Origin of the sequence: Streptomyces sp. TSRI0281 (genome assembly GCF_001905125.1) — a bacterium.
GTDB lineage: Bacteria > Actinomycetota > Actinomycetes > Streptomycetales > Streptomycetaceae > Streptomyces.
Genome location: NZ_LWLE01000007.1, coordinates 16,813 through 42,049 on the forward strand (window position 1 = coordinate 16,813; position 25,237 = coordinate 42,049).

At 68.9% G+C, this 25,237-nt stretch carries 30 protein-coding genes and 2 pseudogenes; 30 read left to right on the top strand and 2 right to left on the bottom strand.

Going from position 1 to position 25,237, the window contains the following annotated elements; genetic code table 11:
• Nucleotides 1-19: 19 nt before the first annotated feature.
• The 22 genes and pseudogenes from A6A29_RS44760 to A6A29_RS13915 all read left to right on the top strand — a co-directional run bounded on the left by A6A29_RS44760 (nucleotide 20) and on the right by A6A29_RS13915 (nucleotide 19,544).
• On the top strand, nucleotides 20-592 hold the full coding sequence (locus A6A29_RS44760; RefSeq protein WP_143196986.1) for a hypothetical protein: 573 nt from the start codon (nucleotides 20-22) through the stop codon (nucleotides 590-592).
• A gap of 154 nt (nucleotides 593-746) precedes the next feature.
• On the top strand, nucleotides 747-1,382 hold the full coding sequence (locus A6A29_RS13820; protein WP_073720372.1) for a hypothetical protein: 636 nt from the start codon (nucleotides 747-749) through the stop codon (nucleotides 1,380-1,382).
• A complete protein-coding gene (locus A6A29_RS13825; protein WP_241838453.1) occupies nucleotides 1,379-1,957 on the top strand; it encodes a hypothetical protein in 579 nt (192 codons plus the stop codon). The genes A6A29_RS13820 and A6A29_RS13825 overlap by 4 nt, the downstream gene beginning before the upstream one ends.
• A gap of 97 nt (nucleotides 1,958-2,054) precedes the next feature.
• On the top strand, nucleotides 2,055-2,825 hold the full coding sequence (locus A6A29_RS13830) for a hypothetical protein (protein WP_073720373.1): 771 nt from the start codon (nucleotides 2,055-2,057) through the stop codon (nucleotides 2,823-2,825).
• A gap of 25 nt (nucleotides 2,826-2,850) precedes the next feature.
• A complete protein-coding gene (locus A6A29_RS13835) occupies nucleotides 2,851-3,348 on the top strand; it encodes a hypothetical protein (protein ID WP_073720374.1) in 498 nt (165 codons plus the stop codon).
• A gap of 1,161 nt (nucleotides 3,349-4,509) precedes the next feature.
• Nucleotides 4,510-5,808, top strand: coding sequence for a hypothetical protein (locus A6A29_RS46455; RefSeq protein WP_241838454.1), 1,299 nt, complete (start codon nucleotides 4,510-4,512; stop codon nucleotides 5,806-5,808).
• 5 nt (nucleotides 5,809-5,813) lie between these two features.
• Entirely contained in the window at nucleotides 5,814-7,076 is a 1,263-nt protein-coding gene (locus A6A29_RS13845; RefSeq protein ID WP_073720525.1) for an MFS transporter, read from the top strand.
• 74 nt (nucleotides 7,077-7,150) lie between these two features.
• Entirely contained in the window at nucleotides 7,151-8,383 is a 1,233-nt protein-coding gene (locus tag A6A29_RS13850; protein ID WP_079182738.1) for an ATP-grasp domain-containing protein, read from the top strand.
• Nucleotides 8,384-8,639: 256 nt separating this feature from the next.
• On the top strand, nucleotides 8,640-10,430 hold the full coding sequence (locus A6A29_RS13855; RefSeq protein WP_073720375.1) for a type IV secretory system conjugative DNA transfer family protein: 1,791 nt from the start codon (nucleotides 8,640-8,642) through the stop codon (nucleotides 10,428-10,430).
• The gene (locus A6A29_RS13860) at nucleotides 10,427-10,657 is read left to right on the top strand and encodes a hypothetical protein (RefSeq protein ID WP_073720376.1); all 231 of its coding nucleotides are present in this window, start codon (nucleotides 10,427-10,429) and stop codon (nucleotides 10,655-10,657) included. Before A6A29_RS13855 ends, A6A29_RS13860 begins: the two co-directional genes overlap by 4 nt.
• Complete coding sequence (locus tag A6A29_RS13865; RefSeq protein ID WP_073720377.1) at nucleotides 10,654-11,826, top strand: DnaB-like helicase N-terminal domain-containing protein; 1,173 nt, start codon at nucleotides 10,654-10,656, stop codon at nucleotides 11,824-11,826. The genes A6A29_RS13860 and A6A29_RS13865 overlap by 4 nt, the downstream gene beginning before the upstream one ends.
• 44 nt (nucleotides 11,827-11,870) lie before the next feature.
• A complete protein-coding gene (locus A6A29_RS13870) occupies nucleotides 11,871-12,452 on the top strand; it encodes a hypothetical protein (RefSeq protein WP_073720528.1) in 582 nt (193 codons plus the stop codon).
• A 1-nt stretch (nucleotide 12,453) separates the two neighbouring features.
• Nucleotides 12,454-12,627, top strand: a pseudogene (locus tag A6A29_RS47510) (DNA cytosine methyltransferase); the annotation flags it as partial.
• Nucleotides 12,628-12,748: 121 nt separating this feature from the next.
• Nucleotides 12,749-13,654, top strand: a pseudogene (locus A6A29_RS13875) (DNA cytosine methyltransferase); the annotation flags it as partial.
• Between the two features lie 93 nt (nucleotides 13,655-13,747).
• Entirely contained in the window at nucleotides 13,748-14,353 is a 606-nt protein-coding gene (locus A6A29_RS13880; protein WP_073720529.1) for a DUF4913 domain-containing protein, read from the top strand.
• Nucleotides 14,350-15,117, top strand: a complete 768-nt coding sequence (locus A6A29_RS13885) for a glycosyl hydrolase (protein WP_073720378.1) — start codon at nucleotides 14,350-14,352, stop codon at nucleotides 15,115-15,117. Before A6A29_RS13880 ends, A6A29_RS13885 begins: the two co-directional genes overlap by 4 nt.
• Entirely contained in the window at nucleotides 15,114-15,590 is a 477-nt protein-coding gene (locus tag A6A29_RS13890) for a hypothetical protein (RefSeq protein WP_073720379.1), read from the top strand. The genes A6A29_RS13885 and A6A29_RS13890 overlap by 4 nt, the downstream gene beginning before the upstream one ends.
• Nucleotides 15,587-16,255 carry a hypothetical protein gene (locus tag A6A29_RS13895; protein WP_073720380.1) on the top strand — a complete coding sequence of 223 codons (669 nt, stop codon included), beginning with the start codon at nucleotides 15,587-15,589 and terminating at the stop codon, nucleotides 16,253-16,255. Before A6A29_RS13890 ends, A6A29_RS13895 begins: the two co-directional genes overlap by 4 nt.
• Entirely contained in the window at nucleotides 16,252-16,926 is a 675-nt protein-coding gene (locus A6A29_RS13900; RefSeq protein ID WP_073720381.1) for a hypothetical protein, read from the top strand. The genes A6A29_RS13895 and A6A29_RS13900 overlap by 4 nt, the downstream gene beginning before the upstream one ends.
• Before the next feature lie 152 nt (nucleotides 16,927-17,078).
• Nucleotides 17,079-17,921: a winged helix-turn-helix transcriptional regulator gene (locus tag A6A29_RS13905; protein ID WP_073720382.1), complete on the top strand. Its 843-nt coding sequence runs from the start codon at nucleotides 17,079-17,081 to the stop codon at nucleotides 17,919-17,921.
• 120 nt (nucleotides 17,922-18,041) lie between these two features.
• Nucleotides 18,042-18,983, top strand: coding sequence for a DUF317 domain-containing protein (locus tag A6A29_RS13910; RefSeq protein ID WP_073720383.1), 942 nt, complete (start codon nucleotides 18,042-18,044; stop codon nucleotides 18,981-18,983).
• Between the two features lie 72 nt (nucleotides 18,984-19,055).
• Entirely contained in the window at nucleotides 19,056-19,544 is a 489-nt protein-coding gene (locus tag A6A29_RS13915) for a hypothetical protein (protein ID WP_073720384.1), read from the top strand.
• 3 nt (nucleotides 19,545-19,547) lie between these two features.
• Here A6A29_RS13915 and A6A29_RS13920 read toward each other — a convergent pair whose 3' ends face one another.
• On the bottom strand, nucleotides 19,548-19,814 hold the full coding sequence (locus tag A6A29_RS13920) for a hypothetical protein (protein ID WP_073720385.1): 267 nt from the start codon (nucleotides 19,812-19,814) through the stop codon (nucleotides 19,548-19,550).
• Nucleotides 19,815-20,033: 219 nt separating this feature from the next.
• On the opposite strand from A6A29_RS13920, the gene A6A29_RS13925 reads away from it, so the two are divergent.
• From A6A29_RS13925 to A6A29_RS13960, 8 genes are all read left to right on the top strand, one after another.
• Nucleotides 20,034-20,375, top strand: coding sequence for a DUF317 domain-containing protein (locus A6A29_RS13925; RefSeq protein ID WP_073720386.1), 342 nt, complete (start codon nucleotides 20,034-20,036; stop codon nucleotides 20,373-20,375).
• 55 nt (nucleotides 20,376-20,430) lie between these two features.
• Nucleotides 20,431-20,601: a hypothetical protein gene (locus tag A6A29_RS45235; protein ID WP_158074395.1), complete on the top strand. Its 171-nt coding sequence runs from the start codon at nucleotides 20,431-20,433 to the stop codon at nucleotides 20,599-20,601.
• A gap of 67 nt (nucleotides 20,602-20,668) precedes the next feature.
• Complete coding sequence (locus tag A6A29_RS13930) at nucleotides 20,669-20,929, top strand: hypothetical protein (protein WP_073720387.1); 261 nt, start codon at nucleotides 20,669-20,671, stop codon at nucleotides 20,927-20,929.
• A 52-nt stretch (nucleotides 20,930-20,981) separates the two neighbouring features.
• Nucleotides 20,982-21,194 carry a hypothetical protein gene (locus tag A6A29_RS13935; protein ID WP_073720388.1) on the top strand — a complete coding sequence of 71 codons (213 nt, stop codon included), beginning with the start codon at nucleotides 20,982-20,984 and terminating at the stop codon, nucleotides 21,192-21,194.
• A 91-nt stretch (nucleotides 21,195-21,285) separates the two neighbouring features.
• Nucleotides 21,286-21,615, top strand: a complete 330-nt coding sequence (locus A6A29_RS13940) for an esterase (protein ID WP_073720389.1) — start codon at nucleotides 21,286-21,288, stop codon at nucleotides 21,613-21,615.
• Between the two features lie 438 nt (nucleotides 21,616-22,053).
• Nucleotides 22,054-22,284: a hypothetical protein gene (locus tag A6A29_RS13950; protein ID WP_073720390.1), complete on the top strand. Its 231-nt coding sequence runs from the start codon at nucleotides 22,054-22,056 to the stop codon at nucleotides 22,282-22,284.
• Between the two features lie 707 nt (nucleotides 22,285-22,991).
• Nucleotides 22,992-23,225: a DUF397 domain-containing protein gene (locus tag A6A29_RS13955; RefSeq protein WP_079182739.1), complete on the top strand. Its 234-nt coding sequence runs from the start codon at nucleotides 22,992-22,994 to the stop codon at nucleotides 23,223-23,225.
• Between the two features lie 88 nt (nucleotides 23,226-23,313).
• Nucleotides 23,314-24,249 carry a DUF5753 domain-containing protein gene (locus A6A29_RS13960; protein WP_079182754.1) on the top strand — a complete coding sequence of 312 codons (936 nt, stop codon included), beginning with the start codon at nucleotides 23,314-23,316 and terminating at the stop codon, nucleotides 24,247-24,249.
• On the opposite strand, the gene A6A29_RS13965 is transcribed toward A6A29_RS13960, so the two are convergent.
• On the bottom strand, nucleotides 24,246-25,022 hold the full coding sequence (locus tag A6A29_RS13965; protein WP_073720393.1) for an SAM-dependent methyltransferase: 777 nt from the start codon (nucleotides 25,020-25,022) through the stop codon (nucleotides 24,246-24,248). The genes A6A29_RS13960 and A6A29_RS13965 overlap by 4 nt on opposite strands.
• Between the last annotated feature and the right edge of the window lie 215 nt (nucleotides 25,023-25,237).

The following is a 25,237-nucleotide window of genomic DNA, read 5'->3' on the forward strand; positions in this document are numbered from 1 at the left end:
CCCATCAATGGAGTCACACATGAGCCTTGTTCCTCAGCCGGACTACTGGAAGTACGAAGGCACGCGCCGCGTGGGCCGATGGCTGCCCAAACCAGCCGTCCAGGAATCCCACACGCCCTGGCTGCACGAAGCGGCACCGCCCCCGTCAGTCACGGCCCAGCCTGAGCCGTACGTGCAGCCGCCCGACTCCGGCGTCTCCGTCCGCGCCGCGACGGATGCCCTCCAAGCCGCCCCCGATATAGCGAAGTTCACCGAGGTGTTCGACCACACCGTCGACGAAGGTCACGGAGCCTTCGCCCAGGCGCACCTTTTCCTGGAAAGCGCAGCCAACTGGTGCCGAGACTGCGGCGCACTCGACTCCGCAGACCAACTGGATTCGTGGGCACACCGCTTAGAAGAGCTGATCGACGACGTCCGGGTCCTTCCGGAGTCGCTGGCGGTCGAGTCTGGCTGGCGGTACCTGGACGAGCGTCGGGCACAGGTCGCCCTTCGGCCGTCTCCGACCACACCCACCGCCAAGCCCACAGCCGCCCAGCCCAATAGTGCACGCGTTGTCCCAACGGCTGCGCCTGCGGCGGTGCGCCACCGATGACCGCTGTGGATCCGACCGTAGCGCCGCAGACCACGTTCGTCGCTCGTTGCCGCGTGCGCACTGGGCGCCAGTACCAACACGAGGACCAGACGTGATTACTTCTTCCTGCTCTCCTACGCCCGGCGAAGAACCACTGTCAGCGGCCGACGATCACGTGGCGTGGCGACGGCACATACCTGCGCTGGCGTCCGCCGCCGCCGGTATCAGGCAGGCGTCCGATGCCTGGGACGCGGTCTCGGACTCCTTCTGCGACGAGGACGGCTGGCCCATCGACGAGGAGGGCTATGCGGACGGCAAGGTGAAGCGCGACGCCGAGGCGTGGAACCACGTCGAGGTGTTCCTCGCCCACGGGCCCGAGGTCCTGGCCGGTGTCCGTGCCACCGCCAACGGAACGGACTACGTCGAGGAGCCCATCGTCGAGGACCTCCGGCGGCTGCGCGGAATCGACATCTCCCTGAACCGAGCAGCCCAGCTCCAGCACGAGTGGAACCAGGTCATTTCCCTCATGGATGTCTCACTCCCCGGCTCGCGGAAGCTGTACGAAGACCGGGCGCGCGAGATCCGCAACTCCGAAGGCTGGCACTACGCGGACGAGCTGTCCTCCCAAGGCCCCGCCCTCGTCCGGGCTGCCGACTACCTGGCCAACCGGCCCGATACCGATCAGCCCTCGCAGGCTGACCGTGTGCACGTGGCCCTCGCCCGGTCAACGTCCGACGGTCGCCGGACACCGCCCGCGCCACCTCCCGCACCGCCCGCGCCGAACCCGACGCCCCCGCACCGTTCTCGATGACCGGCAACCGGACCCCCATGGAACGCCTCACCGGCTACCAGCCCCACGTTCCATCGCCGGTCGCTGACGCACCCGGCCACGGAGAAGGTCCACGCGGACACGAGCACGGGTACGGCCATCTCACCGGCCCCCTCCGGCAGCGCGGCCTGGAGTGCACCGTCGAGTACGGCCTCAGCGACTACACCGTCCGCGCCGTGCTCCCCGACGGAAGCGCGCTGACCATCTCACCGCCCCAGGAGCCAGCGACGGACCACCCACCCGGGCATCCCGAGAGCTGGCTGGTGACCCGCGGGCATCCCGACGACTCCACCGTTCACGAAGTGATCTACGACTCGGAGCCCGGCGGCCCCCATGCCCGGCACGGCGGCGATGTCCCGAACCTGCTCGCCTCCATCGACACACGCCTGGACCAGCTCGGCGCACCTCCACGGCCAGCCTCCGCCTCACCACGCGTGAGCGCTGCCCTCGCACGCTCACCCACTGCCCAGCGCACGACCCCAGCACCACCGCCGGCGGCCCCGGCCACACGCCCCGCCCTGCCGCCCGCCAGCCCCTTGCCCGTCCCCGGTCGCTGACCGCTCCACTCGTCGGAGAACGTCATGCCCCGCACCAGCAGATCCGTCCCGGCCCCCGACCGCCCCGCACCCCGAGCCCGCACCGGATGGATCAGCCATGCCCACCCCCTACGACTCGCTTCCCGATGTCGCATTCGGCCACCACCCCCACTACGGCATCGTCGCCGCGAACCCGAAGCAACTCGCCTCCAGTGAATGGGCGTTGAAGCGCCTCGACTTCCACCCCGTCCCGGACCAGCCAACGCTCTACGCGCTGGCCAATCAGCAACGCGACGGACAGGGCCGCACCACCCGAGCCGTCGCGGTCCTGCGCGAGGCCGGATACCAGGTCGACGTGGACGCCGCGTTCGACCTCTCCCTGGCCTCCGGCACGTCTCCCACCCGCGACCGGCCCCCACGCATGGCCCCCGACGTCGCGTTCGCCGAGCACCCCCAGCTCGGCGTCATCGCAGCCACCGACGACCGCTCCTCCGCACTCGGCGGCCGGCTCATCCTGGAAGAACACGGCTGGCGCCATGTCCCAATCCTGGACATCTACATGCTGCCCGGCACCACCAGCCGCGACCAAGCCCTGACGAAGGTCGCCGAAGCCACGGTGTCGATGCACCAGTCCGACCTCCAGGTCGCGGTACGCCCCCGTCTCGCCCAGGACATAACAGCGCGGCGCCATCCTGAAACCGCGGCTGCCGCACGCCACGAGCACGACCAGGGAGCCACCACTCGCAAGCTCCCCGTCGGCGCCGCCGCACTCGCCACCAGCCCGGCCCGCAGCAGCCTCCCGGACAAGGCGCCCGTCCCCTCACCCGCCGCCTCCGCCACGGCGGCCCGGCCGGTCGACCCGCGCATCGCGTTCTCCCGCAACCGCTGACCCACCTCCATAAGGAACAGCAACCATGGCCGTGAAAACCGTCTGGCCGATCACCCACTCATGCGGCCACCAGACCGAGCGTGACCTCTCCGACCGGCCGGCAGCCCGCCGCGCGGGCTTCGCCGAATGGCTCGCCAAACAGGAATGCACCGACTGCTGGCGGGCCGCCAAGGACGGCAACGAGCGGGACAAAGCCGCCTGGCTGGAAGCCAAGCGGGCCGAAGAGCAGGCCGAATCCGAAACCTGGTCCAAGCAGTACCGTCTGCCGCCCCTGGAGGGAACCGAGCGTGCCATCGCCTGGGGTGTGCGCTGCCGCCACCAGGTCCTGGCCGCCGCCTACACCGCCCTGGTCCTCGAAGGCGAGACCAGCGAGGCGGAGTGGGAGGAAATCGAGGAGGCCGCCCGCACCATCACCCGCGCCGGGTGGTGGATCGACCAGCGCTCCTCCGAGTCGGACGACCTCACCGAACTGGTCCAGGCAGCCACCGAGGCCGACCGGCCGACCGAGAACCCTCACTTCTGACCGCCCGGTGTCCCGCTGCAGTGGGACACCGGCCTGAAGCCGCTGCACAAATCACTTCGCTGCTTTCCCCGCGCGTGCGGGGGTGGTCCCGTTACTCTCACCTGTGGGTCCATCCCCGCATGCGCGGGGAGCACTCTTAGCTGATGACAGTCTCGACGGTCAGATCAGGGCGTTCGCCGGTCTGATGCTGAGACTGTCATCAGGTGAAAGTACCCCCCGCGCATGCGGGGATGGATCCGAAGACAAGAAGAGGCAGCCGCCAGACCTCGAAATTGCGAGAGGTTAACTTGGAGGGGTCTACCCTTTCCGTCCTTACTGTCGCTTGTGCGTCGCCCGCCAACGGCGCTGAGCCCAGAAACGCGGGCCGCGGTGCGTTAACACCGCGGCCCGTCACGTCGCGGTGCGGCTAACACCGTGACGTAGTGCGCCTACTGGCGCACGACTGTTGCAACACAGTCAGAAAGGGGACTCGGGCTGTCAGTCACGCCACCATTCGCGCGCCTTGTCGATCGCTTCGAGAAGAAGCCGACCAAGCGTTGCGAAGAAGGTGGCTCGGTTCCAGTCCGAGTCCTCTTTCCTGCGGCGAACACCTCTGCGCCCCATGACGCCCCCCTTGCGATAGTGCCTAACTACGTTGTGAGCACCGGGGGTGGCGTAGTGCTGACACAAAGCCATTGCCAGGGAAGACCCTAGAAGAGCGGGGCGGGGCGCGGAGTGCTTTCGTCTGATCTCCCGGAAGTTCAGCCCGCGTAGCTCGACCCCATGGCGGAGCATTGAACCGGGTTGGAACGAGCACAGACGACGGACGGCCAGCCCACGCGCTGGCTGCGGTCCCCGGCCAAGGCATCTCGCCCGGTTGAGCAGTTCACCCCGGGAAGCCCGTCCCTGACGGTATGCGGGGCGAGTTCACCACAATGCCGCAGAGCCACGCAGATCAGGCAAGGTGCGTGGTGGTCTGGTCAAGGCCGATACCTCGGGCACCGGGTGCGGGTCTCTTGGAGACAGGTGGGCGGCACTCCCCCTCGAACTACTCCCCGTCCTGACGAATCGGGGCATATACCAGCGTTTTCCGGCCGGGCCAAATCGCGGATTCTGCGGATTCTCTCTCTGCCGACCCGAGCACTCGGGTCCTTCTCGCTACTCCCGTTCGAGGTAGACGCCGTGATCGCCCACCTGCAGCGCGCCAGCAACACCGCTGACCTGCTCTCGTACCTGTACGGGCCGGGCGAACGCGGTAACCACACCAGTCCCCGGCTGATCGCGGGCGACGGCCACGGAGCCCCGATCGAGCTGCTCGCCGAGTCTGGCTCGCTGCCCTACTTGGCCCACGCCCTCGACGCTCCCCTCGAACGCCTCGGGGCCCGCGCACCCGAACGGCCGGTATGGATCTGCTCGGTCCGTTCCGACCCGCGTCGGCCGGACCTCACCGACTCGCAGTGGGCCACCGTCGCCCGCCGCCTGGTGGCCGCCACCGGTATCGCCCCGGACGGCGATCCGGATGCCTGCCGGTGGATCGCCCTGCGCAACCAGCCCCGGCAGGTGCACGTCGTGGCCACCCTCGCTCGTGAGGACGGCAGCCTCCACAACGCCTACCGCGACGCGTTCCGCCTCCAAACCGAGTGCCATCGCCTCGCCGCCGAGCTGGGTCACGGGCCCACCGCTCCACACCCGATCCCCCGCACCCAGGAGACCCACGTGCTTGCCCCCTCCATCACCATCACCACCGAGCCCAGCGGCAGCGTCTCGGCGAAGGGTGCCAGCGACGACCTTTCCGCCACGCTCCTCAAGCACGCCGGCTTCCAGCAGATCGAGGACTGGTACGGCCGACGCCATCGCCTTCCCACCACCACCCCGCCCCCCATTCGCGCCGCCACCGCCACCTACGCGGCCGAGATGCTCCGCGCCGCCCGCTACGGTGTCGACCTCGACCCATCCCTCGACACCGGCCGGGTGACCACCCCGGCAAACCCGCTCGGGCCCTACACAGCCGGAGCGGAACTCCTCCGACTCACCGACCAGATCAGGTCCGCCGAGAACAGTGAGGACCTTCGGCGGACGGTCGACCACCTCCTTCATCCCGAGCACGGCGCGCTGGAGCGTGTCCGGGAAGCACTGGAAGGTGTCCAGGAAGCGCTGGAGGCGGCAGGCGAGCAGATCACCGACCTCGACGACGAGGCGTACCAGCTCGCCGACCGGTTCGGCTCCGCTGCGGAGTTCGTCAGCTCGGCGCAGTCGGAACTCGTCGACTGGGAGATCGAGTTGCACCGCTTCGGCCACGTGCCGCAGTCCCCGGCCGAGACGCGGACGCGCTCTCCGAGGTTCCCCGACCCCCGAAGCGCCGCTCTCGCCACATCGCCTGCGGCGGCCAAGGCCAAGGTCGCCTCGCCCCTCGGTGCCGGGGCAGCGGACGCCAGCGCGGCCATACGTCCGTCGCAGGCACCCGGCCCTCGGACGCGGTGACCCAGATGATCTCTTCACACGCTCCCACCGCCGGTCTGCCGCGCACCTATCTCATGCGGGCCGCCGACGCTCTGGCCAGCGCGACGACTACCTACGCCATCCCGCTCCTGGTCCTGGTAACCACCGGTTCCACCGCCCTGACCGGCCTTGCGTTCCTCCTCGAATGGTCGCCTCGTCTGGCTTCCTTCGCCTTCGCCGGATCGCTGGTCGACCGGTGGAGTGCCGGCCGTGTCTTCCGGATATCCAACCTGGTCCGAACCGTCGTGGTCGTCCTGACCGGTGCGGTGCTGCTCGCCCTGCCCAGCGCCGGGACGATGACCACTTGTGTTGTCCTGACCTTCGGCGCTGTCTCCGGGCTGCTCACCGAGGTCTCCTTCGTCGCGGTGGAGACTCTCGGAGCTGATTCGAGCCGCCGGTTGGGCAGTGCGGCTCACCGTGTGCAGGCCGTGCAGACCGGGATCGACCAGGGCGCGATGCTCGTCGGTCCGCTCCTGGGCGGCCTGCTGCTGCTGGCCGGCCCCACCGTGCTGCTGGCCGTGGTCGCACTGTTGGCCTTGACCGCTGCCGCGACCACATCTGGCGATGTGGCCGCCACGGAACACCGCCCGGTGCCCAGCAGCCTTATGACAGGTTGGGCAACCCTTCGCCGTACCCCAGCTCTTGCCTGGTTGATCGGTGGCCTGGCCGCCTCCAACTTGGCCACCGGCGTCTTGCAGGCCGCCGCCCCGATCACGGTTATCCACCACTTCCACTACTCCACCGCCGCTGTGGGTTCGGTCTGGAGCGCGGCAGCCGTTGCCTCTCTGATTGCCGTGTGGGCCAGCCGCCGTGCGATCGACCGCTTCGGCATCTGGTCGGTCGGCGCGGTGGCAGCCGCTGTCTCAACCGCGGCATGCCTGGCGACCGCCCTGGCTCCGAATTTCACCGCGTACACCGCGGCGGTGGCGGTGGTCATGGCTGGCGAAGGCGTGATGATCGTCGTCCTGCGCACGCTGCGGTCCCGCCTCATCCCGGTGCAGGCGTTCGGCTCCACCCTGGCAGTGACGATCATCCTGGTGCTGCTGCCGCTTCCGCTGGCCGGAGCCCTGATCGCGATCGTCTCCACCGCTGAGATTCCGCGACTGCTGCTGGCGTGCGCCGTTGTCCAGGGCCTGGTGCTGAGTGCCTGCTTCGCCGGTCTGCGGCGTCACCGGACTGCCTGCGAACTGCCCCATCCGCAAGTTCCTGCACATCACAAGGAGCCCGCCCCAGCAGCGGATGCCCTGTGAAGGGGCGTTGGACGGCCCGGTGCACCCTGCCTCTTCTCCTCCCCTGCCCACCACCGCCCCACGGAGGCTTTCCCATGTCCCGATCCACTCGCCCGCTGCTGATCGTCGTCGGCGGAACCGATCCCGTCTATCGCGGCTACTGCGTCGAGCGGGCCGCCGCCGCGTACCCGATCGCGCTGATCGACACCAAGCAGCCGTCCTGGCAGCAGCACCTGATGGTCGACCACGAGGTCGCCGACACCCACGACCCGGAGGCCGTGGTCGCTGCCGGCTTGGCCCTGGCCGCTCGGCATCCCATCGCCGGAGTCGTCACCTGGGACGAGTACACGCTCGTGCCGACCGCTGAACTCGCTGCCCGGCTCGGCGTGCCCGGCAACAGCGCGGCGGCGATGACCGCCTGCCGGGACAAGGCGACCAGTCGCCGCCTGTTCGCCGAGCACAGCGTGCCCTCGGCCACGTCCACCCGCGTCGATACTCTGGCCGAGGCGACCGACGCCGCGCTCCGCACCGGCTTCCCGGTCGTTCTCAAGCCTTCCTCCCACGCGGCCAGCATCGGCGTGGTCCGCGTCGATACGCCCGAGGGACTGCCCACCGCCTGGGAGTTCGCTGCCGCTGGAGCCGGTGAGCAGGGCCCGGAAGGCAGCGGTGTGCTGGTCGAGGAGTACCTGTCCGGCCCGGAGATATCGGTGGAGTGCGTCACCCAGAACGGCGTCACCACCGCGCTGGCCGTCACCCGCAAGGAGGTCGCCTTCCCTCCGTACTTCGAAGAGGTCGGCCACACCGTCGATGCCGACGACCCGCTCCTGCCCGAGGTCACCCCCGTCGCCCTCCAGGCCGTCCGGGCGCTGGGCGTCACCGACGGCGTCCAGCACGTGGAGATGCGCCTCACCGCGTCCGGTCCGCGGATCATCGAGGTCAACTCCCGGATCGGCGGCGACCTGATCGGCAAGCTCGTCCGCCTTGCCACCGGCCTCGACCTGCCCCGGATCGCTGCCGACATCGCCTGCGGGCAGATTCCCGACCTGACGCCCACGGCGCACACCACCGCTGCGATCAAGATCCTCTATCCCCCGGCCACCGGCATCCTCTCCACTCGGAACCTGGCGATCGTCCCTGGTCCGGAGTACCCGTGGCTGTACGAGGTGACCTGGCTCCGCGATGTCGGAGAGCGCGTCGTACTGCCGCCTACGGGCGACCTCGACACCAGCCGAGTCGGCTTCCTCATCGTCTCCGCCGATAGTCCCGATGCAACTCGGGACTGGCTCTCGTCCCTCGCCGACCGTCTGACCCTGTCAGTCACACCGTGAACCTGCCGGTGCCTTCTTCCGCCACAAGACCGGCCTCCGGACCCGAAGTCCGTCCATCCCGGGTGGGGAGCACGTCTGCCGCAGGCCCCACCCAGCCCCGAAATCCAGCAGGGCGAGCTCTCCGTTGCCCCGCCCCTCCCACACCCGATAGTCCCGACCGCCAACTCCCTTCCCGAACAGGAGCTGCCTCGATGACCAGCAGAAGAGCACCGCGCGCCCCGCCCATCACTCGCCTGCGCTCACTCCCAGGACCACCATGCCCGCACCGCGTACCAGCGCGCCGTCGACCACCACCGGCTCGGACGCGCTCCTCTACCTCCACTTCGGCATACTCGGCATCACGCTCGCCTTCGGTTCGTTGGCCTGGCTGAACGGCAATCTCACCAATTCCCTCTTCGGCAGCGGGCCTTGGTCTCCGTTCAGTGCCACCGACGCGCTTCTTCACCCTGATGTGCTGTGGCCGCATCTGAGCCCCACGGCCCTGCTGGTCGGTGCGCGGATCATCCCTGGCCTGCTGTCCGTCTGCCTCGCCGTCCTCGGCCTGGTGCTATGGATGCGCCTGCGCGGCGGCGCGCAGAACGGCCTCGCCCGGAAGGCCGACCTCGCTCCGCTGCTGGACAAGGAGATCACCGCCAAGGCCAGGAGCTTGCGGCCGTCCCTGAGCGGCGGCCGGGAGTGTAAAGAGGTCGCCCCTGCTGACCGCGGCATCCTGCTCGGCACTTTCTCCCCGGGGCGGGCCAGTGTCCGCGCGTCCTGGGAGGACGTGATCGTCGCGATCATGGCTCCGCGAAGCGGTAAGACCTCGGGACTCGCGATCCCCGCGATTCTCGCGGCACCCGGCCCGGTTCTGCTCACCAGCAACAAGGCCGCGAACGATGCCTTCACCGCGACGGTGGACGCTCGCGCCGAGGTCGGCACGATCTGGGCCCTCGACCCTCAGCAGATCGCCCACCACCCGCGCGAGATGTGGTGGGACATCCTGGCCGATGCCCGCGACCTCGCCGGGGCGAAACGTCTGGCCGGACACTTCGTCGCCGCCAGCGTGGACGAGTCGAACGGCTCCGATTTCTGGTCCACCGCCGCGAGTAACACGCTCGGCGCGCTGTTCCTCGCTGCTGCCAGCCGTCGACGGCCGATCACTGATGTCCTGGCCTGGCTCGCCTCCCCCGCCGACCGGACGCCGGTCGACCTGCTCACCGATGCCGGTCACGACGCGGTCGCCGCCCAGCTCCAGGGCACCGTCTCCGGTGCGACCGAGACCCGCGATGGCATTTTTGAAACGGCGAGGCAGTACGCGAGCTGTCTGCTCGACCCCGACATCGCGGCCTGGGTCACTCCCGCCAAGGACCTCCCCGAGTTCAAGCCCTTCGCCTTCGCCACCTCCCGCGACACCTTGTACCTCCTCAGCAAGGACGGCGGCGGCAGCGCGTCCGCGATCATCGCCGCAGCGGCCGACGCCGTGATGCGCGCGGCCGTGGTCGTCGCCGAGCGCTCCGGCGGACGGCTCGACCCGCCCGCCCTGTGCGTCCTCGACGAAGCCGCGAACGTCTGCAAAATCTCGGATCTCCCCGACCTGTACAGCCACTTGGGCAGCCGGGGCGTCATCCCGATGACGATCCTGCAGTCCTACCGGCAGGGCCAGCGGTGCTGGGGCGAGGCTGGAATGGACGCCCTCTGGTCCGCCGCCACCGTCAAAATCATCGGAAGCGGCATCGATGACGCCGACTTCGCCGACCGCCTCAGCAGGCAGGTCGGTGACCACGACGTCCAGACCACCTCGGTCTCAACCAGCGACAGCGGCAAGTCCACCTCGGTGAGCATGCGTACCGAGCGGATCCTGCCGCCCGATGCGATCCGCGCCCTGCCCAAGGGCAAGGCACTGCTCCTGGCCACCGGCATCCGGGTCGCCATGCTCGACCTCCGCCCCTGGTACGAGGAGCCCTCCGCCAAGGTGGTCGGCCCGGCCTCCGCCCGCGCGACGAAGGCCATCACCGAGCGGGCCCGCGCGAAGACCCACGGCCGCAACGACTTCGGGCTGTCGGCATGAGCGCGCCCACGCCGCGTCTCGGGCGGTCCGTACGCTCGCCGGTCGTTCTGCTCGACGGCCAGTGGTGGCTGGTCAGCGGGGCAGGCCCGATTCTCGCCACTGATCCCACGTTCACCAGCATGCTGGACGGCTTCGCCCAGGCGATGGCCGCCGCCGACCAGGCGGTCGCCGACCTCCGTGCCCGGCAGAGCGAGCCGCCCACTCCCGATGCAGGAGGTGAGCGGTGAACCCGCTGCTGGCTGCCGAGCAGGCGGTGCTCGGCTCCGTGCTGCTCGATCCGGGCCAGCTCCGGCATCTTGACTGGCTCTCGCCGGACCACTTCTACCGACCGGTCCACCAGGCGCTGTTCGCCGCGCTGCGCAAGCTCGGAAACGACGGCCACCCCGCGTTGGCCGAGAAGTCCGTACCGCTGTCATGGGTGACCGATGCGGTCGACGAGGCCAGCCTCCACGTACGGGGGCTGATCGCAGTGTACGCCCACACCCTGATCCAGTCCTGCCCGCGTCCCGCGCACGCTCCGGTGTACGGCCGCATGGTGCTGGAAGGCGCGATCCATCGCAGCATCACTGCACACGCGATCCGTCTTCACCAAGTTGCCCGCGCCGACGCCTTGCAAGGCGAGGTCGCGGAGGCCCTGCACTACGCGGATGTTCTGACCGGGGTACTCAGCGATCTCGCACAGCGTTGGGGAACCGAACCGCGCCCGGTCGCGCCTGCTACTCCACCGGCCACCGCCCCGGCCGCCCCGCCACCGGTTCGGGCCGACCAGGTCGCCGAGGACGAGCGGTTCCTTCTTGCCGTCCTTGGCGAGCGGCCGAGGGCCATGGCTGAGGTGGTGGGCTGGCTGCGGCCGGGCGATTTCGCCGACCCAGCCCACGGACAGCTCTACCGGTGCCTCGGCGCGTTGCACCACCGGGGCGAGCCCATCGATCGGATCACCCTGCTCTGGGAAGCCCAGCGGCGCGGCCTGCTGGCCGACGGCACGCTGTCTAGCGACCAGCTCACCGCCATCTGCGACGGCGTGGGTCCAGGCAGCGCCGAATGGCTCGGCGAGCTGGTGATGCGCTCCTCGGTCACCCGCACAGCGGCAACCTCTGCGCGTGCCATCCGAGCCCTGGCGGAGGACGAGACTCTGGCCCCCGGGCAGCTCATCAATCACGCCCTGCACGCGCTCGGCCCACTCGACGACGTACGTACCCGCTGGCAGTCCGCGAACGGCCGCCCCGCTCCGACACCGACAGCCCCAGCCCCTTCGCCGAACGGGCCTCCCCCCGCGCAGGTGCACGCCGCCCTCGCCCGCAGCACGCCGCGCCCAACCTCGCCGCCGCCCCCGGCCCGGCCCGGCTCTGCGCCCATCCCGGCCGCCGCGCGACCGCCCTCTCGCGGACATGGCTGAACCCTTCCCCTGCCCGTCGCTCGTCCTCTCCGTTGGGATTCACCGTGAACAACACCCCGATCTCCAACGCCCTGGCTCTGCGTGCCACGGCCTCAGCCTTCGATGCCCAGCGCGGCAAACTCCCGGTCCCCGGAGACCCTCACCGCGCACCTGACAGCGTCACCGTCGCCAGGCAGATCTCCGAACTCGGCAAAATGATCACTGCCCTGGGGGACGAGGTTCTCTTCCGTACCGCCGCTCAGGACCGGGATGCCCACACGGCCAGGGTCATCACCAGCTTCGCCGCCGCTGTAGGACCCGCCGGCGAGGCGGCATCCGCCCTCGGATCGGTGGCCCACCAGCTCTCCTTCCTGGACCAGACCGATCACCTCCGTGACCAGCCCGACGCCCTGGATGTGCGAGAAGCGGCCACCCTGGTAGTAATCGACACGCTCGATATGGCGGACACGGCGCTGCGTGAAGCCGCCGACTCCCTTCACGCCGCGTCGGCGACGGTTTCGCCTCCGCCCGTCCGGCTCCAGGCCGCCCGCAGCCGGTCCACGACCGCAGCTTCCTCTCCCGCTCCACCTCTCGCTACCGCCCCGACAGCAGCAGCTCCCCCGACCCGGATCGCGCGGGTTCGGTGACATGCAGACCACCATCGCGCGTCCTCCGCTGATCGGCTCGCTCTGCTCGGGGTACGGCGGGCTGGACCTCGGAGTGCGGTCTGCCCTCGGCGGCACGCTGGCCTGGCACGCAGAGGTCAATCCGGACGCCTCGCGCATCCTGGCCCGGCACTGGCCCGGGGTGCCCAACCTCGGTGACATCACGACCGTCGACTGGTCCACCGTCCCCTCGGTGTGCGTCCTGACGGCGGGCTTCCCCTGTCAAAGACGTCTCGGTCGCCGGCCGACGGGCCGGACTCAACTCCCAGACCCGCTCCGGGCTGTGGCTGCACGTGGCCCGTGCAGTCGAGGCCCTCCGACCCTGCCTGGTTGTGATCGAGAATGTGCGCGGACTTCTCACCTCACCCGCCGGTTCCCCTGGCGACGTGGAATTCTGCCCGTGGTGTCTGGGAGACGCCCCAGGCCAGCCTCCTCTGCGGGCACTCGGTGCCGTACTCGGATCCTTGGCCGACCTCCGGTACGACGCAAGGTGGCTCGTGCTTCGCGCCTCCGATATCGGAGCACCGCACCGCCGCGAGCGGACCTTCCTCGCCGCCTGGCCCGCTGAACACCCTGCTCAAGACGCCGACCAGCAACATCGCGAAGAATGGCGGCTCGCAGCACCCCGCCAAGAGGAAGAGCGGGGGCCACGGCCCGAACCTGGCCGACGAGGTGGAGTGGCTCCTCCTGCCGACCCCGAAGGCGTCGGACGGGACCAAGGGCTCGCCCAACCAGCGTCACGGCAATGGGGACATGACCCTGCCGAGTGCGGCGGCCTCGCTGCTGCCCACACCGCGGGCCAGCGACACGGGCACCCCGGGACGCCGACCGGGCAAGGGATGGCGTCCTCCCTCGTCAGCAGTGGTTCTGCCGCTCTGGACGGAATCGACTCCGGAAGCCGGGGAGCAGGCCGGCGATGGGGCGCATACACGGCCGCCATCACCCGATGGGAGATGCTCACCCGCCCCGCGCCGCCGCCCACCGATGCGGCCGGACGGCTCCGTGCCGACTTTGTGGAGTGGATGCAGGGCCTGGAGCCCGGCTGGGTCACTGCCACTCCGGGGCTCGGACGACCGGCGCAGCTCACCGCGCTCGGCAACGGCGTCGTTCCACAACAAGCGACTCGAGCACTGCAGTTGTTGACTCCGCCCTTCCCCCGTTGCCCTCGCTGCACGGCGGCATAGCGCCTCACTACCGGGATTCTCCGGCCGGGCCAAATCGCGGTTCCTCCGGATCCTCTTGCCCATGTCGCCGTCCCACAGATGGAGCACGCCCCCATGTCCGACACCAGCACGACCGCCCCCGGCCCCGAGCCGTTCCGCGTCCCCGACGGGGACCTTGACGACCTCGCCAGCACCCTCGCCAAGACCATGGCCGAGGTAAGGCAGCACGGAGTGATCCTCGACCGCCTGGGCTCCGAGCCCGCTCCCGCCTCCGCCGCACTCCAGCCGACTGACGACGTTCCAGCCCCAGAGGGGGCCGACTCCGGGCAGGAGGATGGCCCCACCTCGGTGTTCATCCTCGCCTTGGGCGGTGAGGCGTACGCCGTCGAACTCGCCGCCCTCAGCAACTGGGTGAACTACCTCTTCCTCCCGGTGTACGGCCGAGAGATCAGTACGACTCGCCCGTGGTGCCCGCAGTGGCACGAACACCCCGAGGCCGTCGCCCGGCTGCACGCCCTCTGGCTCGCGTGGCAGCAGCTCACCGATGCCGAGGCCGGCCTGTCCGGTCCTTCGACGTGGCACCGCGACCACATGGACCAGGCACTTGTTCACCTCCGTGCTCCTGACGGCCCCTTCGCCGCGTGTACGACAAGCCCGACCCGGCCCAACCATCGCGTGCTGGCCACCCCTGCGCCCGAGCAGATGGAGCTGGCGGCATGAGTGACGTACTCGACTTCCACCTTGACGATCTCGGTCCTGCCAATGCGGACTCCGAATACGCAGAGCGGCAGTTCTGGGCCGGTGACCTGACGATCCTGGCTGAACACAACGCGACTCCCAACGGATCCCACAGCTATGTCGTCGCCCACGACGGCTCGGTGACCTGGGGAGTTCCAGGCCAACCGCAGGTAGCCGCGATCAAGGTCGCGCGAGACCTCAGCCTGAACACGTTCACCTTCGAGTTGACGTATCACGCCAACATGGCCTTCGCCCAGAACTGGTTGATCGAACACGGCTGCCCACCCGAGCGGATCACCCAGACCGGCGGGGACCTCATGAAGCCCGCCGACGATCTCACTGCCCGGATCGAACAGCAGATCCGCGAGGCAGGCACTCGGTACGAAGTCCTCGACAGCCAGACCTCGGACTACGACCCGTGTGAGACGTGGACGTTGACCCGCGACTCCAGCGCTGCTCAGGCGCCAATTCGTGTCTTCCTCGAAGAAGGGGACTTCGGCGCCCACACCTACACGATGCGCGAGGGCGCCTTCACCGACGAGGACGCCGCCCGGCACTGGCTGGACGACCGCAGCAGCCCGTTGCCGCAGCCACCGGAATACTGCGGTGACACCACCGCACTCCGGACCCACGCTGCCCTCACCCGGTCGTCCGGTGCCTCCGCGATACCGAAGGCCGGCCTCGATGGCCACAGCGCGCCGTCGGCAGGACCGGCCCAGCGACCGAGCGCTGGGAGGTCGACGTGAGCCGCGCCCGCTTCGCCTTCGCCGCGCACCCGGACGCCATCGCGGATCTGCGGGAACTTCCCGACGAAATACGCGCCTTGGCGCTGCTGGAGCTTCAGAACCTGGTCCACGGAAGCGACGACTGCCTGCCGCTGAAAGGCCGCCTCGCGGGCTTCCACAAGGTCTACGTCGACCCGTCCGTCTCCTACCGCATGGTCATCCAGTTCCGCCCAGCACCGCCCACCTCGAACCACAAGCGCGAGATCTATCTCGTCGCCGCCGGTAGCCGGAAGGACTACGCGGTCTACCGCACGGCCCACCTCCGCACCGGCGCGCACCAGGACGTCGAGACAGCCTCCGCCGCCGAGGCGCGCGTGCATGCCGCTCAGTCCCGCTCACCCCACGCGGTCGACTATCCGACGGCTGTCCCGGCAACCGCTCCAGCACCTGCCCAGCCCGCTGCCCTCGCCTCCCGAAAGGCTCCCCAGCGATGACCGCCAACCGCACCCCCCTGGCCCGTACCGAACTGGCGGGCCTCCTCACCGATGCCGCGCAGAACGTCTCCGCGATCCTCACCGCCGAGTACCCGACGCCCGCCAGCCGCTCCTACCTGCACCCAGTGCTGGGGGCGCTGTCAGCCGGACCCGGGGTGGTCTGCGAGTTGAACGACCAGCTCGAACGGTTCTTGGTCGACGAACCACTTCCCGCCACGCCAGCAGGTCTGTTCACGCTGGCCTCCTACGCCTCCGCGCTGGGATGGCTCACCGAGTCACTCGCGGAGCTGACCACATCGGTCGACCGGATCTGCACACGCGTAGGCATCCCCGCGGAGCCACCGGACCCGGCTCTCACCACACCCGCCATCGCAGAGCAGGACAGCGAGTTCGACTTCGCTTTCAGTGCCCTGGAGCTGGCGGCGATCCGCACCGCCGCCGAGGCCGCCGGCCTTCCGCCCGGTGACTACGTCGAGGTCCTCTCCCAGTCCCTGCTCGCCGCCTCCCGGATCACTGACGCCTGTATGGAGATCTCCAACGGCCTCCTCGAAGACGCCGCGTACGTCCTCGGCGAAGCGACCGACCATGTCTGGACCGGCGACGGCCCGGACAGCCTGCCCACCATCGTCCGCTCGCTGTTGGCTCGGATGGATGTGGCCCAGTGAATCCGCACGACCCGGCCAAGCGGCCCGGCGCCCACTGGGTCGCTGTGGAGTTCGGGGTCGATGACCCTTGGGCCCTGGCCGACAACCTGCCGCGCCATCACCCGCTCGATATCGTCGGTCGGCTAGTCGCCGCAACCGCCCGCGACGTCGATTCGCTCCACCGCGAACTAACCCGTGCTGCCCAAGCCGCGATCCAGATCCTTGAACCCGTTGGCCAGGGCGATCACGCCAGCCTGCGCAGCCCGAACGGGCTCCTCGGCTCCTCGGCCAACCGGATCGAGTTGCTCATTGCGCGCCGGACAGCCGCCTATGAGCAACTCACCCGGGCTATGTCGTCGTACCGCCGCATCCTGCACGACACCGAAGCTGTGCAGCCGTCAGAGGCCCCCGATCTTGGTATGGAGCCAGAACTGAACCAGGGCACGAAGGCTGGACGGGAGGCACAGCAAACCGACTTGGCCATCGCTGGTGGCCGTCAGCAGCTCACGGCGTCTGAATCTTCGCCCGCGCCCGAGGGCGAAGCCGCTCTCCGGGACGGCCAAGACGCGACATCACGGGTTACCGCCGCCCTCCAGCGCAGCCGGACCATTCCTCTCCCAGGGTGTGCCGACGCGGGCGCCCCTCCGCAATCTCTCTCCGGCACGGCGGTCAAGCCATCTCGCGTCCGCTGAGTATCCGCAGGAGGAAGCCTTCCGTGTCCACCGCGATCTATACCCGTCGCCTGGTCGAGAGCTCCAGAGCCTCCGTGCCGAACGCGCCTGCCACCTGCTTGTCGGCCGCGCCCCACGGCTCGGAACCGGCCTTCCCCCAACGGAGTTGTTCCATGTCCATCCCCGTACAACCCCCCGCCTTGTCCATCGGCACGGTCGATGCCCAGCGTGTCGAGGACGCACTTTCCCTGATAGCACCGAGGTGGACCACCTGGTCGGCGCAGACCCTGGCACAGCAGGGTCACCCCATGCGTGTGCGCGACGTCGCCGCCAGGCTGCCCTTCATCAGCGAGCAACTCGTCGGCAAGCGGCTGGCCACGATGCACGCTGACGGGCTGGTGACCCGTGCCGACGACCGTCACGGGGCTCCGTACCAGCTCAGCGCATTCGGCGAATCGCTGTCCCCGGTGCACCGTGCCTTGTCGGACTGGTCCCAGGCCACCCTGTCACTCGGCAAGGTGGCCGGAGCCGAACGCGTCGAGGACGCCGCGCGGCGTCTGCACCTTCGGCATTCGACTGCCGTGATCCAGGTCCTTGACGCGGGCGGCCCCATGCGGTTCGGCCACATCGCCGAGGAGGCCGGTCTGGACAATGGCTACACCCGGCATCGACTCAACCGACTTCAGGCCGACGGCCTGGTCGCCCGCACAGGCCCGCGCCACGGTGACCCCTACGTCCTGACCGATACCGGTCGGGCGCTGGGCGCCGTCTATGCGGCCATCGAGCACTGGAGTAACCCCGTCACCACACGGAGGGACTCCTCACCTCCGGTCCACGTCGCGGTGGCCACGCGGACCCACACCGGCATCCCGCTGGGGGCGGACAGCGTCCGAACCGCGGCGGCCCTGCGCCGGAGCACCACCGCGCCGAACACCCTCTTCAGCCATGCACCACAGCCGCAACCGCAGGTGCCAGCGGCCGTGACCGCTCAGTCGGTCGCGGGTCGGGGTCGGTGATCCGGGTGCCGCTGAGAGCCAGCCGCGTCACCCCGTTGCCACGGCGCCCGCGTGCAGTCGAGCAGCCCGTTCCGCTGCACACGCGGGCGCGTTCCCCTCCTACGCCCCGGAGCCTCGACGATGAGCACCCAGCAGCCCTACGACCAGGATCCCTACCAAGAGGTACTAATCAGCCCCATGTACCTGGCCGGCTCCAACGGGACCGGGGAGGCTGGCTTCGCCCCCGTCGCTCACTGGCCGCACCACTACCTCGACGAGGGCCCCTGCCAGCTCCTTGTTACCTCGCCCGACCAGAGGATTCGTATCGGCTGGTTCGGCGACGACTTCGAGCTGTGGAAGATCACCGCAGCCGAGGAGGCCGTCTCCGCACCCCGCTGGATGGCAACCTTCAACCATGTCACCCCGGCCGAGATGGTCGCCGGTCTCACCACCGCTCTGGCTCATGACTACGCCGAAGCCGATGCCTACGACGGCAACGGGCACTTTCTAGCGAGCCCGTCGTTGTACTGGGCCGACGCCGTCCGGCCACTGATCGATGCCGGCTGGCGTCGTGAGGCCGCCGAGCGCGGCACCGTCGAGATCATCGCTCCTGACGGACAAGCAGGCGTCCTGATCGACAAACGTCTCTCCGACTGGGACGACGAAGCCGTCACGTTGTGGGCCGGTCCACCGGGCTGGGGAACTCGCGCGGAGGCGGTCTTCACAGCCCGCACCCCGTCCCACTTGATCGCGGCGACGGCAGCCGTCATGACCGATCCAGCCCCGGTGGTGCGTGAGCGGCACCAGCTCGATCGCACCATGGAGAACCTGGTCACGCTCACTCCCATCGGCCCGACCGCCCCCCGGGTTCCTCGGGCTCCGACCCCACTCGACGTGCGCCGCACTGCTGTCACCCAGGCCGTCCACCGCGCCGAGCGTTTCCCGCAGACAGCCGCCGGCCTCCGGGTCATGGCCGCCCGTAGTCGCACGGCGACTTCGGTACAGAACCGATCGAGCAATCCCGCGCGCGATCTCGGGGCCCGGCCGCTGGCCAGCCCGACGGCCCCGCGCCGGAGCCGCTGACCGCCCGGCTCCGGGCCTTCCGGGGCATCAGCTCTGACAGAAGCAGCACCTCCGAATGCCGGGAGTTCCGACATGCCCGACGCCACCGCACTCGACCAGGCCACAGCCATGATCGAGAAAGCCTGGAGCCGCCCCATCGAAGCTCTGGAGTCCCTCGCGGTCCGCCGTGCGAGCGACGACCCGCTCCTGCGCGCGGCCATGCACATCCGATCGGCCCTGGTCATCACCGACAGCGCCGTGGCCGTGCACCAGGACCGTCTGCACGCCCTTACGCAGCCCGGCCACGTGCCGGCCTTCTACGACCTGGAACGAATCACCAGCTCGGCGACCGACCTTCGCGTCGCCCAGGCGGAGAGCCGTACGTACCTGCAGGCGATCAGGCGCGTGGTCGAAGCGCGTGAAGCCGCCGCGACCGCGGACCGGGCCCCAACGGCCCGGCTGGCCCAGGCCGCTGTCGCCCGCTCCGGGCACGCTCCACCCGCCCGGAGCCAGGCGCCCGATCAGCCCGCTCCTTCGGCCGCTGTCGGCCCGTCGGTGTCCGGCCCGGGGCCACGTCGCTGATCGTCAGGCGAGGTCCTCGTCGCGGTCGGCATCCCCGATGGGGGAGCCAACCGCGACGGCCAGCTCCTCCAACGTCAACTCGACGCGACGCCCATCCGCGATCCGGTCCTCCACCACCGCGCCCTCGTCTCGCCGTCCGTCGGGCTGCGCACCGACAGCCCACTGGCCGTCGGCGACCATCGCGATGTCGCCCACCGTCCACGGCCGCCCAGCAGCGCGGATCTTGCGCTCCAGCCCCGCTCCGTCCCCGTGTCTGCTCGGCTCTGTCACCCCTGCTCCCCCTTCGGTCCCGTGCAGCCCGATGCCGCAACCCAGTTAAGACAACCGTGTCCGCCGATCCATTCCCGGGCCACCAGCCATCTGCTGACGGCAGCCAGTTCGCCCACGGCAGACGCCGCTTCCCGGGAAGGGACTACGTACTTCGGCACACTGCATGTCAACGTACGGGTGTTGGGAAAAACCGCAGGTCAACGAAGGGATCGTCCAACCGTGAACGCCTCCGCCGCCCTCCTGCCCGCCGTCGTCCGCCCCGCCATGGAAGACCGCTGCTGGCTCTCCTCCGACCACTGCGCAGGCCCGGTGCTCGACCTCCTCGACGCCCTTGGCTGGTCAGTCGTCGACACCCCGGAGGCCAACGTCCACGCGACAAGCCCGGACGGCCGTGTCTACGTCGGCTGGCTCCCCGAAGACCCCGCCGCCTGGAAGCGCGGCATCGTCTGGCAGGTCCGGGTACAGCCCACCGAGGGTGACCCGTGGGTCCAGGAGTTCGGCCACTACACCCCCTCCGAGAGCGTTGCCGGTTTCCTCACCGCGCTCGTCGCCCACCGCTGACCGCGCCTCCACAACACCTGTTCCAAACGGCACCAACCAACAGGAGATTCCGACCGTGCGCATGCTCCTGGCCACCCGCCCCGGCTACCGCCGTAAGTGCGCCTACGCCCGACGCTGCACCTGCTTCTACCTACCCGGTCAGTACGGCCGCCGCACCAAGACCGTCCGCCGCCGCACCGCCCGTCGTGCCGAACAACGCCGGTGGCAGCGAGACCTCGCCGAATGACCCCGCTCACCCTGATATCCGCCGAACGGACCGACCGGTTGCCGCCCCTGCTCGCGAGGAATCCACCGTGCCTTTCCGCGCCCCACTGACGAACTACCACGCCGACGACACTCTCTGCCTGACGGACCACAAGCACACCAGCTCCGGTAAGCCGCTCCACCCCGGCTGCCCCGGCCGCGCGTTCACGGAGGCCATCTGCGCCTGTGGCGGCTGGGGGATGAAGGAATCCGGCAAGGGCTACGTCAACGAGAGCCGTAAGCGGCACCTCGCCAGTCACGCCCAGGGGCCGAAGGTCCTTCCCGACCAGCTTCGAGTCGATGGCTCCTGACGCTCCACCGCCCATCCCGGTCTGCCATCCCGTACCGATCTCGGAGGTTCCCGTGCCCCACTACCTGACCGTCGGCCACCTGCTCCGCCAGCTCCAGGACCTTGACCCCAACCTGCCGATCCGCCTCGCCATCAACCCCGACTTCCCGTTCACCCACTACTTGGGAGTCAAGGTCGTCCTCCGGGACGGCAAGGCGTTCATCGCCGAAGACGGCCAGGAGGGCTACCTCCCGGCGGCGGTCAGCGACGCCCTCGCCTGGGCCTGACCAGTACCACCGACACACCCCGGAGGCTCCTATTTCGTCGCGATCCCACCCTTCGCACGCCCTTCCGCTGCACGGCCTCGCCATGCGCCCCATGCCGAGCGACGTACGCGGCGCGCTGGTCCAGCGCGTCTCCGCCCTGCCCGACGGACCGCTCGACATCACCTGGCTCTCCGCCGAAACCCCGAGACTCCCTCTTGGCCGAATTCGCCTGCACTGGGAGCCCGCCTCCCTCTCAGGCTGGGACGTCACCGCCCACCTGGGCCTTGCCACCAGCGAGGTACATCTCGCCTCTTGGCCTGCCGCCCCTGACGACTGGCCGCGCCTGGTCCACCCGACCATCCACGAGGTGCTCGGCCTCTGCGCCGCCCTCGCGGTCGCGACCGCCGCCCTCGACCTCTCGAATCGCCTCGCCCAGGTCTGACCAAAACCGCAGAAGGCCGCCCCGCTCCGATCAACCAGGGGCGGCCTTGCCGTACGCCCAGCCGCGTGTTGCGTACGCTCATCACCGACGAAACAGAAGGACCCGATGGCCGATGACCAGAAACTCTGGGGGTATCCGGAGGTCGCCGCCCACTTGGGCATCAGCGTCGGAGCTGCCCGTAACCGCAAGAGCCGAGGCACTCTGCCGGATCCCGACGACACACGCCTAGCTGACCCGTCGATCTCAGGATGCCGCGAAGGACCGCGCGGTCCTTCACTGGCTACGAGAATCGCCCCAACAGCCTGTCGATGCCTCGCACACGAACTTGGGCTTCGCCATGCCGCAGCCCAGCGCTGCATCCACCGCCTGACTAGTTCCGGCGAGCTTGCCCCGACGATTCCACTGAGATGACGGCTCGTTGGTCCCTAGACTCAAGCCATGACCGAGTCGCGGATGCCGTCGCCACCGTTTCCCTCGCCAGACAGCGCCGTGCTCCGAGTGATCGTCGGCAACGCCGTCGCGTCAGTCCGCAACGACGAAGCCTCAGTGGAGGAAGCGATCTTGCACGCGGCTGTCCACGGGTGGTACGAGGGCCACATCCAGGGCGAGGACGAGTGCCCCGGCTGCGACTTCCGGGGTGGGCTGCCGAAGAACGGCAACCGCGGTTGACTATCCCGCAACGCCGAGGAGCGCCACCTGCACGTCGGTGGCGCTCCTCTGCGTTCGGCGCTTCGCTCGCCTAGAAGCGGTCGGCTGTCGCCCCTGGCCCCGTTTGGGCACGCAGGGGCAATTACGGAGAGGGGCGGGTCTGGCTCCCGCTCCGTACAGAATTCCCCGGCGCACACGCTGTGCAACAAGGCCGGCTGCTGCCGTCAGCTGACGGTCCCAGCACGCCGGTTCACAGCGCTGCCCACCCGCGGCACCCAGACCCCTGCAGCCGAGCGCATCTCGCTCACCGCATGCGCAGGCGTCAGCCACCTCACTTGAGCGAGCGCCACCCAAGGCAAAGTCATAGCCGATCCCCACTCCCAACTACCTGAGTGATTGAATTCGCAAATAGCCATCTGCCAGAATCCGCCATGCTTAGCCAGTGTTCGCCACGGCACTCAAGTCGGCCAATCTTTCCTGTCCACCAACTTCTTGGCATGAGCAGATCCCGAGTTTGCCCACCAGTGCATATTGTCACCCCGCAGGAACACTCTTTCGAGGGACGCCGCGAGCCCCTATTGCAGGGATAGGATCACCATCGCCCCCCACCGCCCATGAACTTTCAAGGGCGCATGAAAGCGGGTATCGGTCGGATGTGCTCGCCGCGCGAGCATAGCCCGCCCCCTCTCCATCTCGGCAGGTCAGGACCGAAAGAGCAGGTGACACGCATGTACAACAACGGCGTTTCAGCGGATGCAATCACGGGCGTTACGTGGGTAAAGTCCTCGTTGAGCGACGGCATCGGCGGCAACTGCGTTGAAATTGCGCGGCTCACGGAAGGCCACGTCGCGCTTCGCAACTCCCGAGACACCAGTGGACCCGCACTGGTGTACACCTCCGGGGAGTGGAATGCTTTCCTGCAGAGCGCGAAGGACGGCGAGTTCGACGGCATGACTGTCTGAAAAGGGGATAGCCGTCCACCGCCCCGTCATCGTTGACTCCTTACTCTGGAATACTGGCCGCCTGGCCGGTGTGAGTTGAGGAGTGATGATGTCCGACGGGGATTTGAGTGCCGTTCCGGACGGTGGTGGCGGCAGGTCGCCGGCCGTCGCAGCTGACCTTCTGGGAAGGCATCTGCGACGGCTTCGCGAGGAGGCCCGGATGCTGCAGAAGGATGTGGTAGCAGCCGGGGCGATCGGCTCGACGTCGATGCTCAGCAAGTACGAGGGGGGCAAGGTCTCTGTCCAGGAGGGCCAAGTCCGCCGCCTCGTACACCTGTACACCCATGGCGACCCGGGCGACCTGGAAGCCTGCGTCGCCATGGCCAGGGAAGCAAGCGCTAAAGAATGGTTCGCCGAGTACCGGGACGTCATCCCCGACCACGGCAACCGGTTGTTCAGCCAGGAGCGCGACGCCCGCGAGATCCGTGCATTCGAGGCCCGCCACGTGCCGGGCCTGCTGCAAACGCCGGAGTACGCGCAGGCAATCATGACGGAGGCTGCGGCGGACCCCAATGGTGTGCTCCACGAGCCGGATATCGCAGCGCTCCGCCGCCGCATGGCCTTCCGCCTGGAACGCCAGATGCACCTGTCCCTGCCGGGCGCACCGGACTTCTACGCTGTGCTGGACGAGAACGTACTGCGGCGCACGAAGTGCAGCATTCCCGTCATGCGTGCTCAGCTCCGCCACCTGCTGAGCGTCGCGGAGAACAGCCGGCGGATCAGCATCCGGGTTCTGCCGTTCGACGCGTCCGCGGACCTGGTGCCCACGCACAGCTCTGTCACGCTGCTGACGATGCGGCCAGGACACGGCGACGACCTCGTCTACCTCGAGTCCAGCAATGTGGGCGGGACGTACCTGAGCGACGCGAAGGACGTCGAGCTGCACCGTCAGCGGCTCACCACTCTGTTCATGGGTGCCGCCCGCAAGGAGGCGACGATGGCCATCATCGACGAGCACATCCAGCGGCTCGTCGGCAAGCGCTAGGGAACGCGGGCCACACCTCCGAACTCGACCCATTCCTTCGTCGCCTGCCGGGGTCCGAGTTCACCGTCCGGCCGCCAGAGCGACACCTCGCACGGCGCCTGCGCCTGCACCAGTTCCAACCCGTCGAAGAACCGTTTCACTTCGGCCAGGGAGCGGACCTCACCCCAGTTCCCTCCCGTGGCGGCACGCATGAACCGCGTGATGTCGGCGCGCAGTTGCGCGTCGTCGCTCGCGAGGTGGGAGATCACCAGGTAGCTTCCCGACGGCAGCCGGCGAGCAACGTCCCGGACCAGGGTCCACGGGTCGTCCTCTTCGCGTACGCAGTGCAGGACCGAGACGAAGAGGCACGCGATCGGCTTGTTCTGGTCGATCAGCCGACGGACTTCGTCGCTCTCGAAGATGGCGTCGGTCCGCCGCAGATCCTGGAGTATCACCGCGGTGGTCGCCGTGTCCTCCTCCAGCATCATCTTCCCGTGACCGAGAACGATCGGATCATTGTCGACGTACACCACGCGTGCGTCAGGATGAATTCCTTGGACGACTTGGTGAACATTCGGCGGCGCGGGAAGACCGGAGCCATGATCGATATACTGCGTGATGCCGCACTCTTCAGCCAAGTACCGGACCGCACGGATGAGAAAAGCGCGATTCACCAGTGCCAAATCACGCGTGCTGGGAGCTATCCGCAAGAGCTCCGCACAGGCTTCCCGGTCGGCCGGATAATTGTCACGGCCGCCGATTAAATAGTCGTACATCCTCGCAAAGCTGGGCATACTAAAGTCAGGTTGGATGGCACTGCCTCCCCGCAGCCCGTCCGCGCCGCAGCACCCCGTGCGGCGTCAGATCCCTTTCGGGTAGGGGTCCATGTTAGGAGTTTCTCTCCACCAGGGCCAGCCGCTTCACTACTCCGAGGGACGAAACGACTCGAACGCGCTACTTTAAGTCACCGAGTCAACGCCTTTGCCGGCCCTGGAGAGGCCGCGCCACA

Excerpts from the sequence above, each read along its gene's own strand:
- A6A29_RS13915 (WP_073720384.1), top strand. The coding sequence starts at position 19,056 with ATGCCCGACGCCACCGCACTCGACCAGGCCACAGCCATGATCGAGAAA.
- A6A29_RS13885 (WP_073720378.1), top strand. The coding sequence starts at position 14,350 with ATGAGTGACGTACTCGACTTCCACCTTGACGATCTCGGTCCTGCCAAT.
- A6A29_RS13910 (WP_073720383.1), top strand. The coding sequence starts at position 18,042 with ATGAGCACCCAGCAGCCCTACGACCAGGATCCCTACCAAGAGGTACTA.
- A6A29_RS13960 (WP_079182754.1), top strand. The coding sequence starts at position 23,314 with ATGTCCGACGGGGATTTGAGTGCCGTTCCGGACGGTGGTGGCGGCAGG.
- A6A29_RS44760 (WP_143196986.1), top strand. The coding sequence starts at position 20 with ATGAGCCTTGTTCCTCAGCCGGACTACTGGAAGTACGAAGGCACGCGC.
- A6A29_RS13825 (WP_241838453.1), top strand. The coding sequence starts at position 1,379 with ATGACCGGCAACCGGACCCCCATGGAACGCCTCACCGGCTACCAGCCC.
- A6A29_RS13880 (WP_073720529.1), top strand. The coding sequence starts at position 13,748 with ATGTCCGACACCAGCACGACCGCCCCCGGCCCCGAGCCGTTCCGCGTC.
- A6A29_RS13950 (WP_073720390.1), top strand. The coding sequence starts at position 22,054 with ATGACCGAGTCGCGGATGCCGTCGCCACCGTTTCCCTCGCCAGACAGC.
- A6A29_RS13895 (WP_073720380.1), top strand. The coding sequence starts at position 15,587 with ATGACCGCCAACCGCACCCCCCTGGCCCGTACCGAACTGGCGGGCCTC.
- A6A29_RS13850 (WP_079182738.1), top strand. The coding sequence starts at position 7,151 with ATGTCCCGATCCACTCGCCCGCTGCTGATCGTCGTCGGCGGAACCGAT.
- A6A29_RS13905 (WP_073720382.1), top strand. The coding sequence starts at position 17,079 with ATGTCCATCCCCGTACAACCCCCCGCCTTGTCCATCGGCACGGTCGAT.
- A6A29_RS13835 (WP_073720374.1), top strand. The coding sequence starts at position 2,851 with ATGGCCGTGAAAACCGTCTGGCCGATCACCCACTCATGCGGCCACCAG.
- A6A29_RS13940 (WP_073720389.1), top strand. The coding sequence starts at position 21,286 with ATGCCGAGCGACGTACGCGGCGCGCTGGTCCAGCGCGTCTCCGCCCTG.
- A6A29_RS13830 (WP_073720373.1), top strand. The coding sequence starts at position 2,055 with ATGCCCACCCCCTACGACTCGCTTCCCGATGTCGCATTCGGCCACCAC.
- A6A29_RS13845 (WP_073720525.1), top strand. The coding sequence starts at position 5,814 with ATGATCTCTTCACACGCTCCCACCGCCGGTCTGCCGCGCACCTATCTC.
- A6A29_RS13860 (WP_073720376.1), top strand. The coding sequence starts at position 10,427 with ATGAGCGCGCCCACGCCGCGTCTCGGGCGGTCCGTACGCTCGCCGGTC.
- A6A29_RS13965 (WP_073720393.1), bottom strand. The coding sequence starts at position 25,022 with ATGCCCAGCTTTGCGAGGATGTACGACTATTTAATCGGCGGCCGTGAC.
- A6A29_RS13855 (WP_073720375.1), top strand. The coding sequence starts at position 8,640 with ATGCCCGCACCGCGTACCAGCGCGCCGTCGACCACCACCGGCTCGGAC.
- A6A29_RS13955 (WP_079182739.1), top strand. The coding sequence starts at position 22,992 with ATGTACAACAACGGCGTTTCAGCGGATGCAATCACGGGCGTTACGTGG.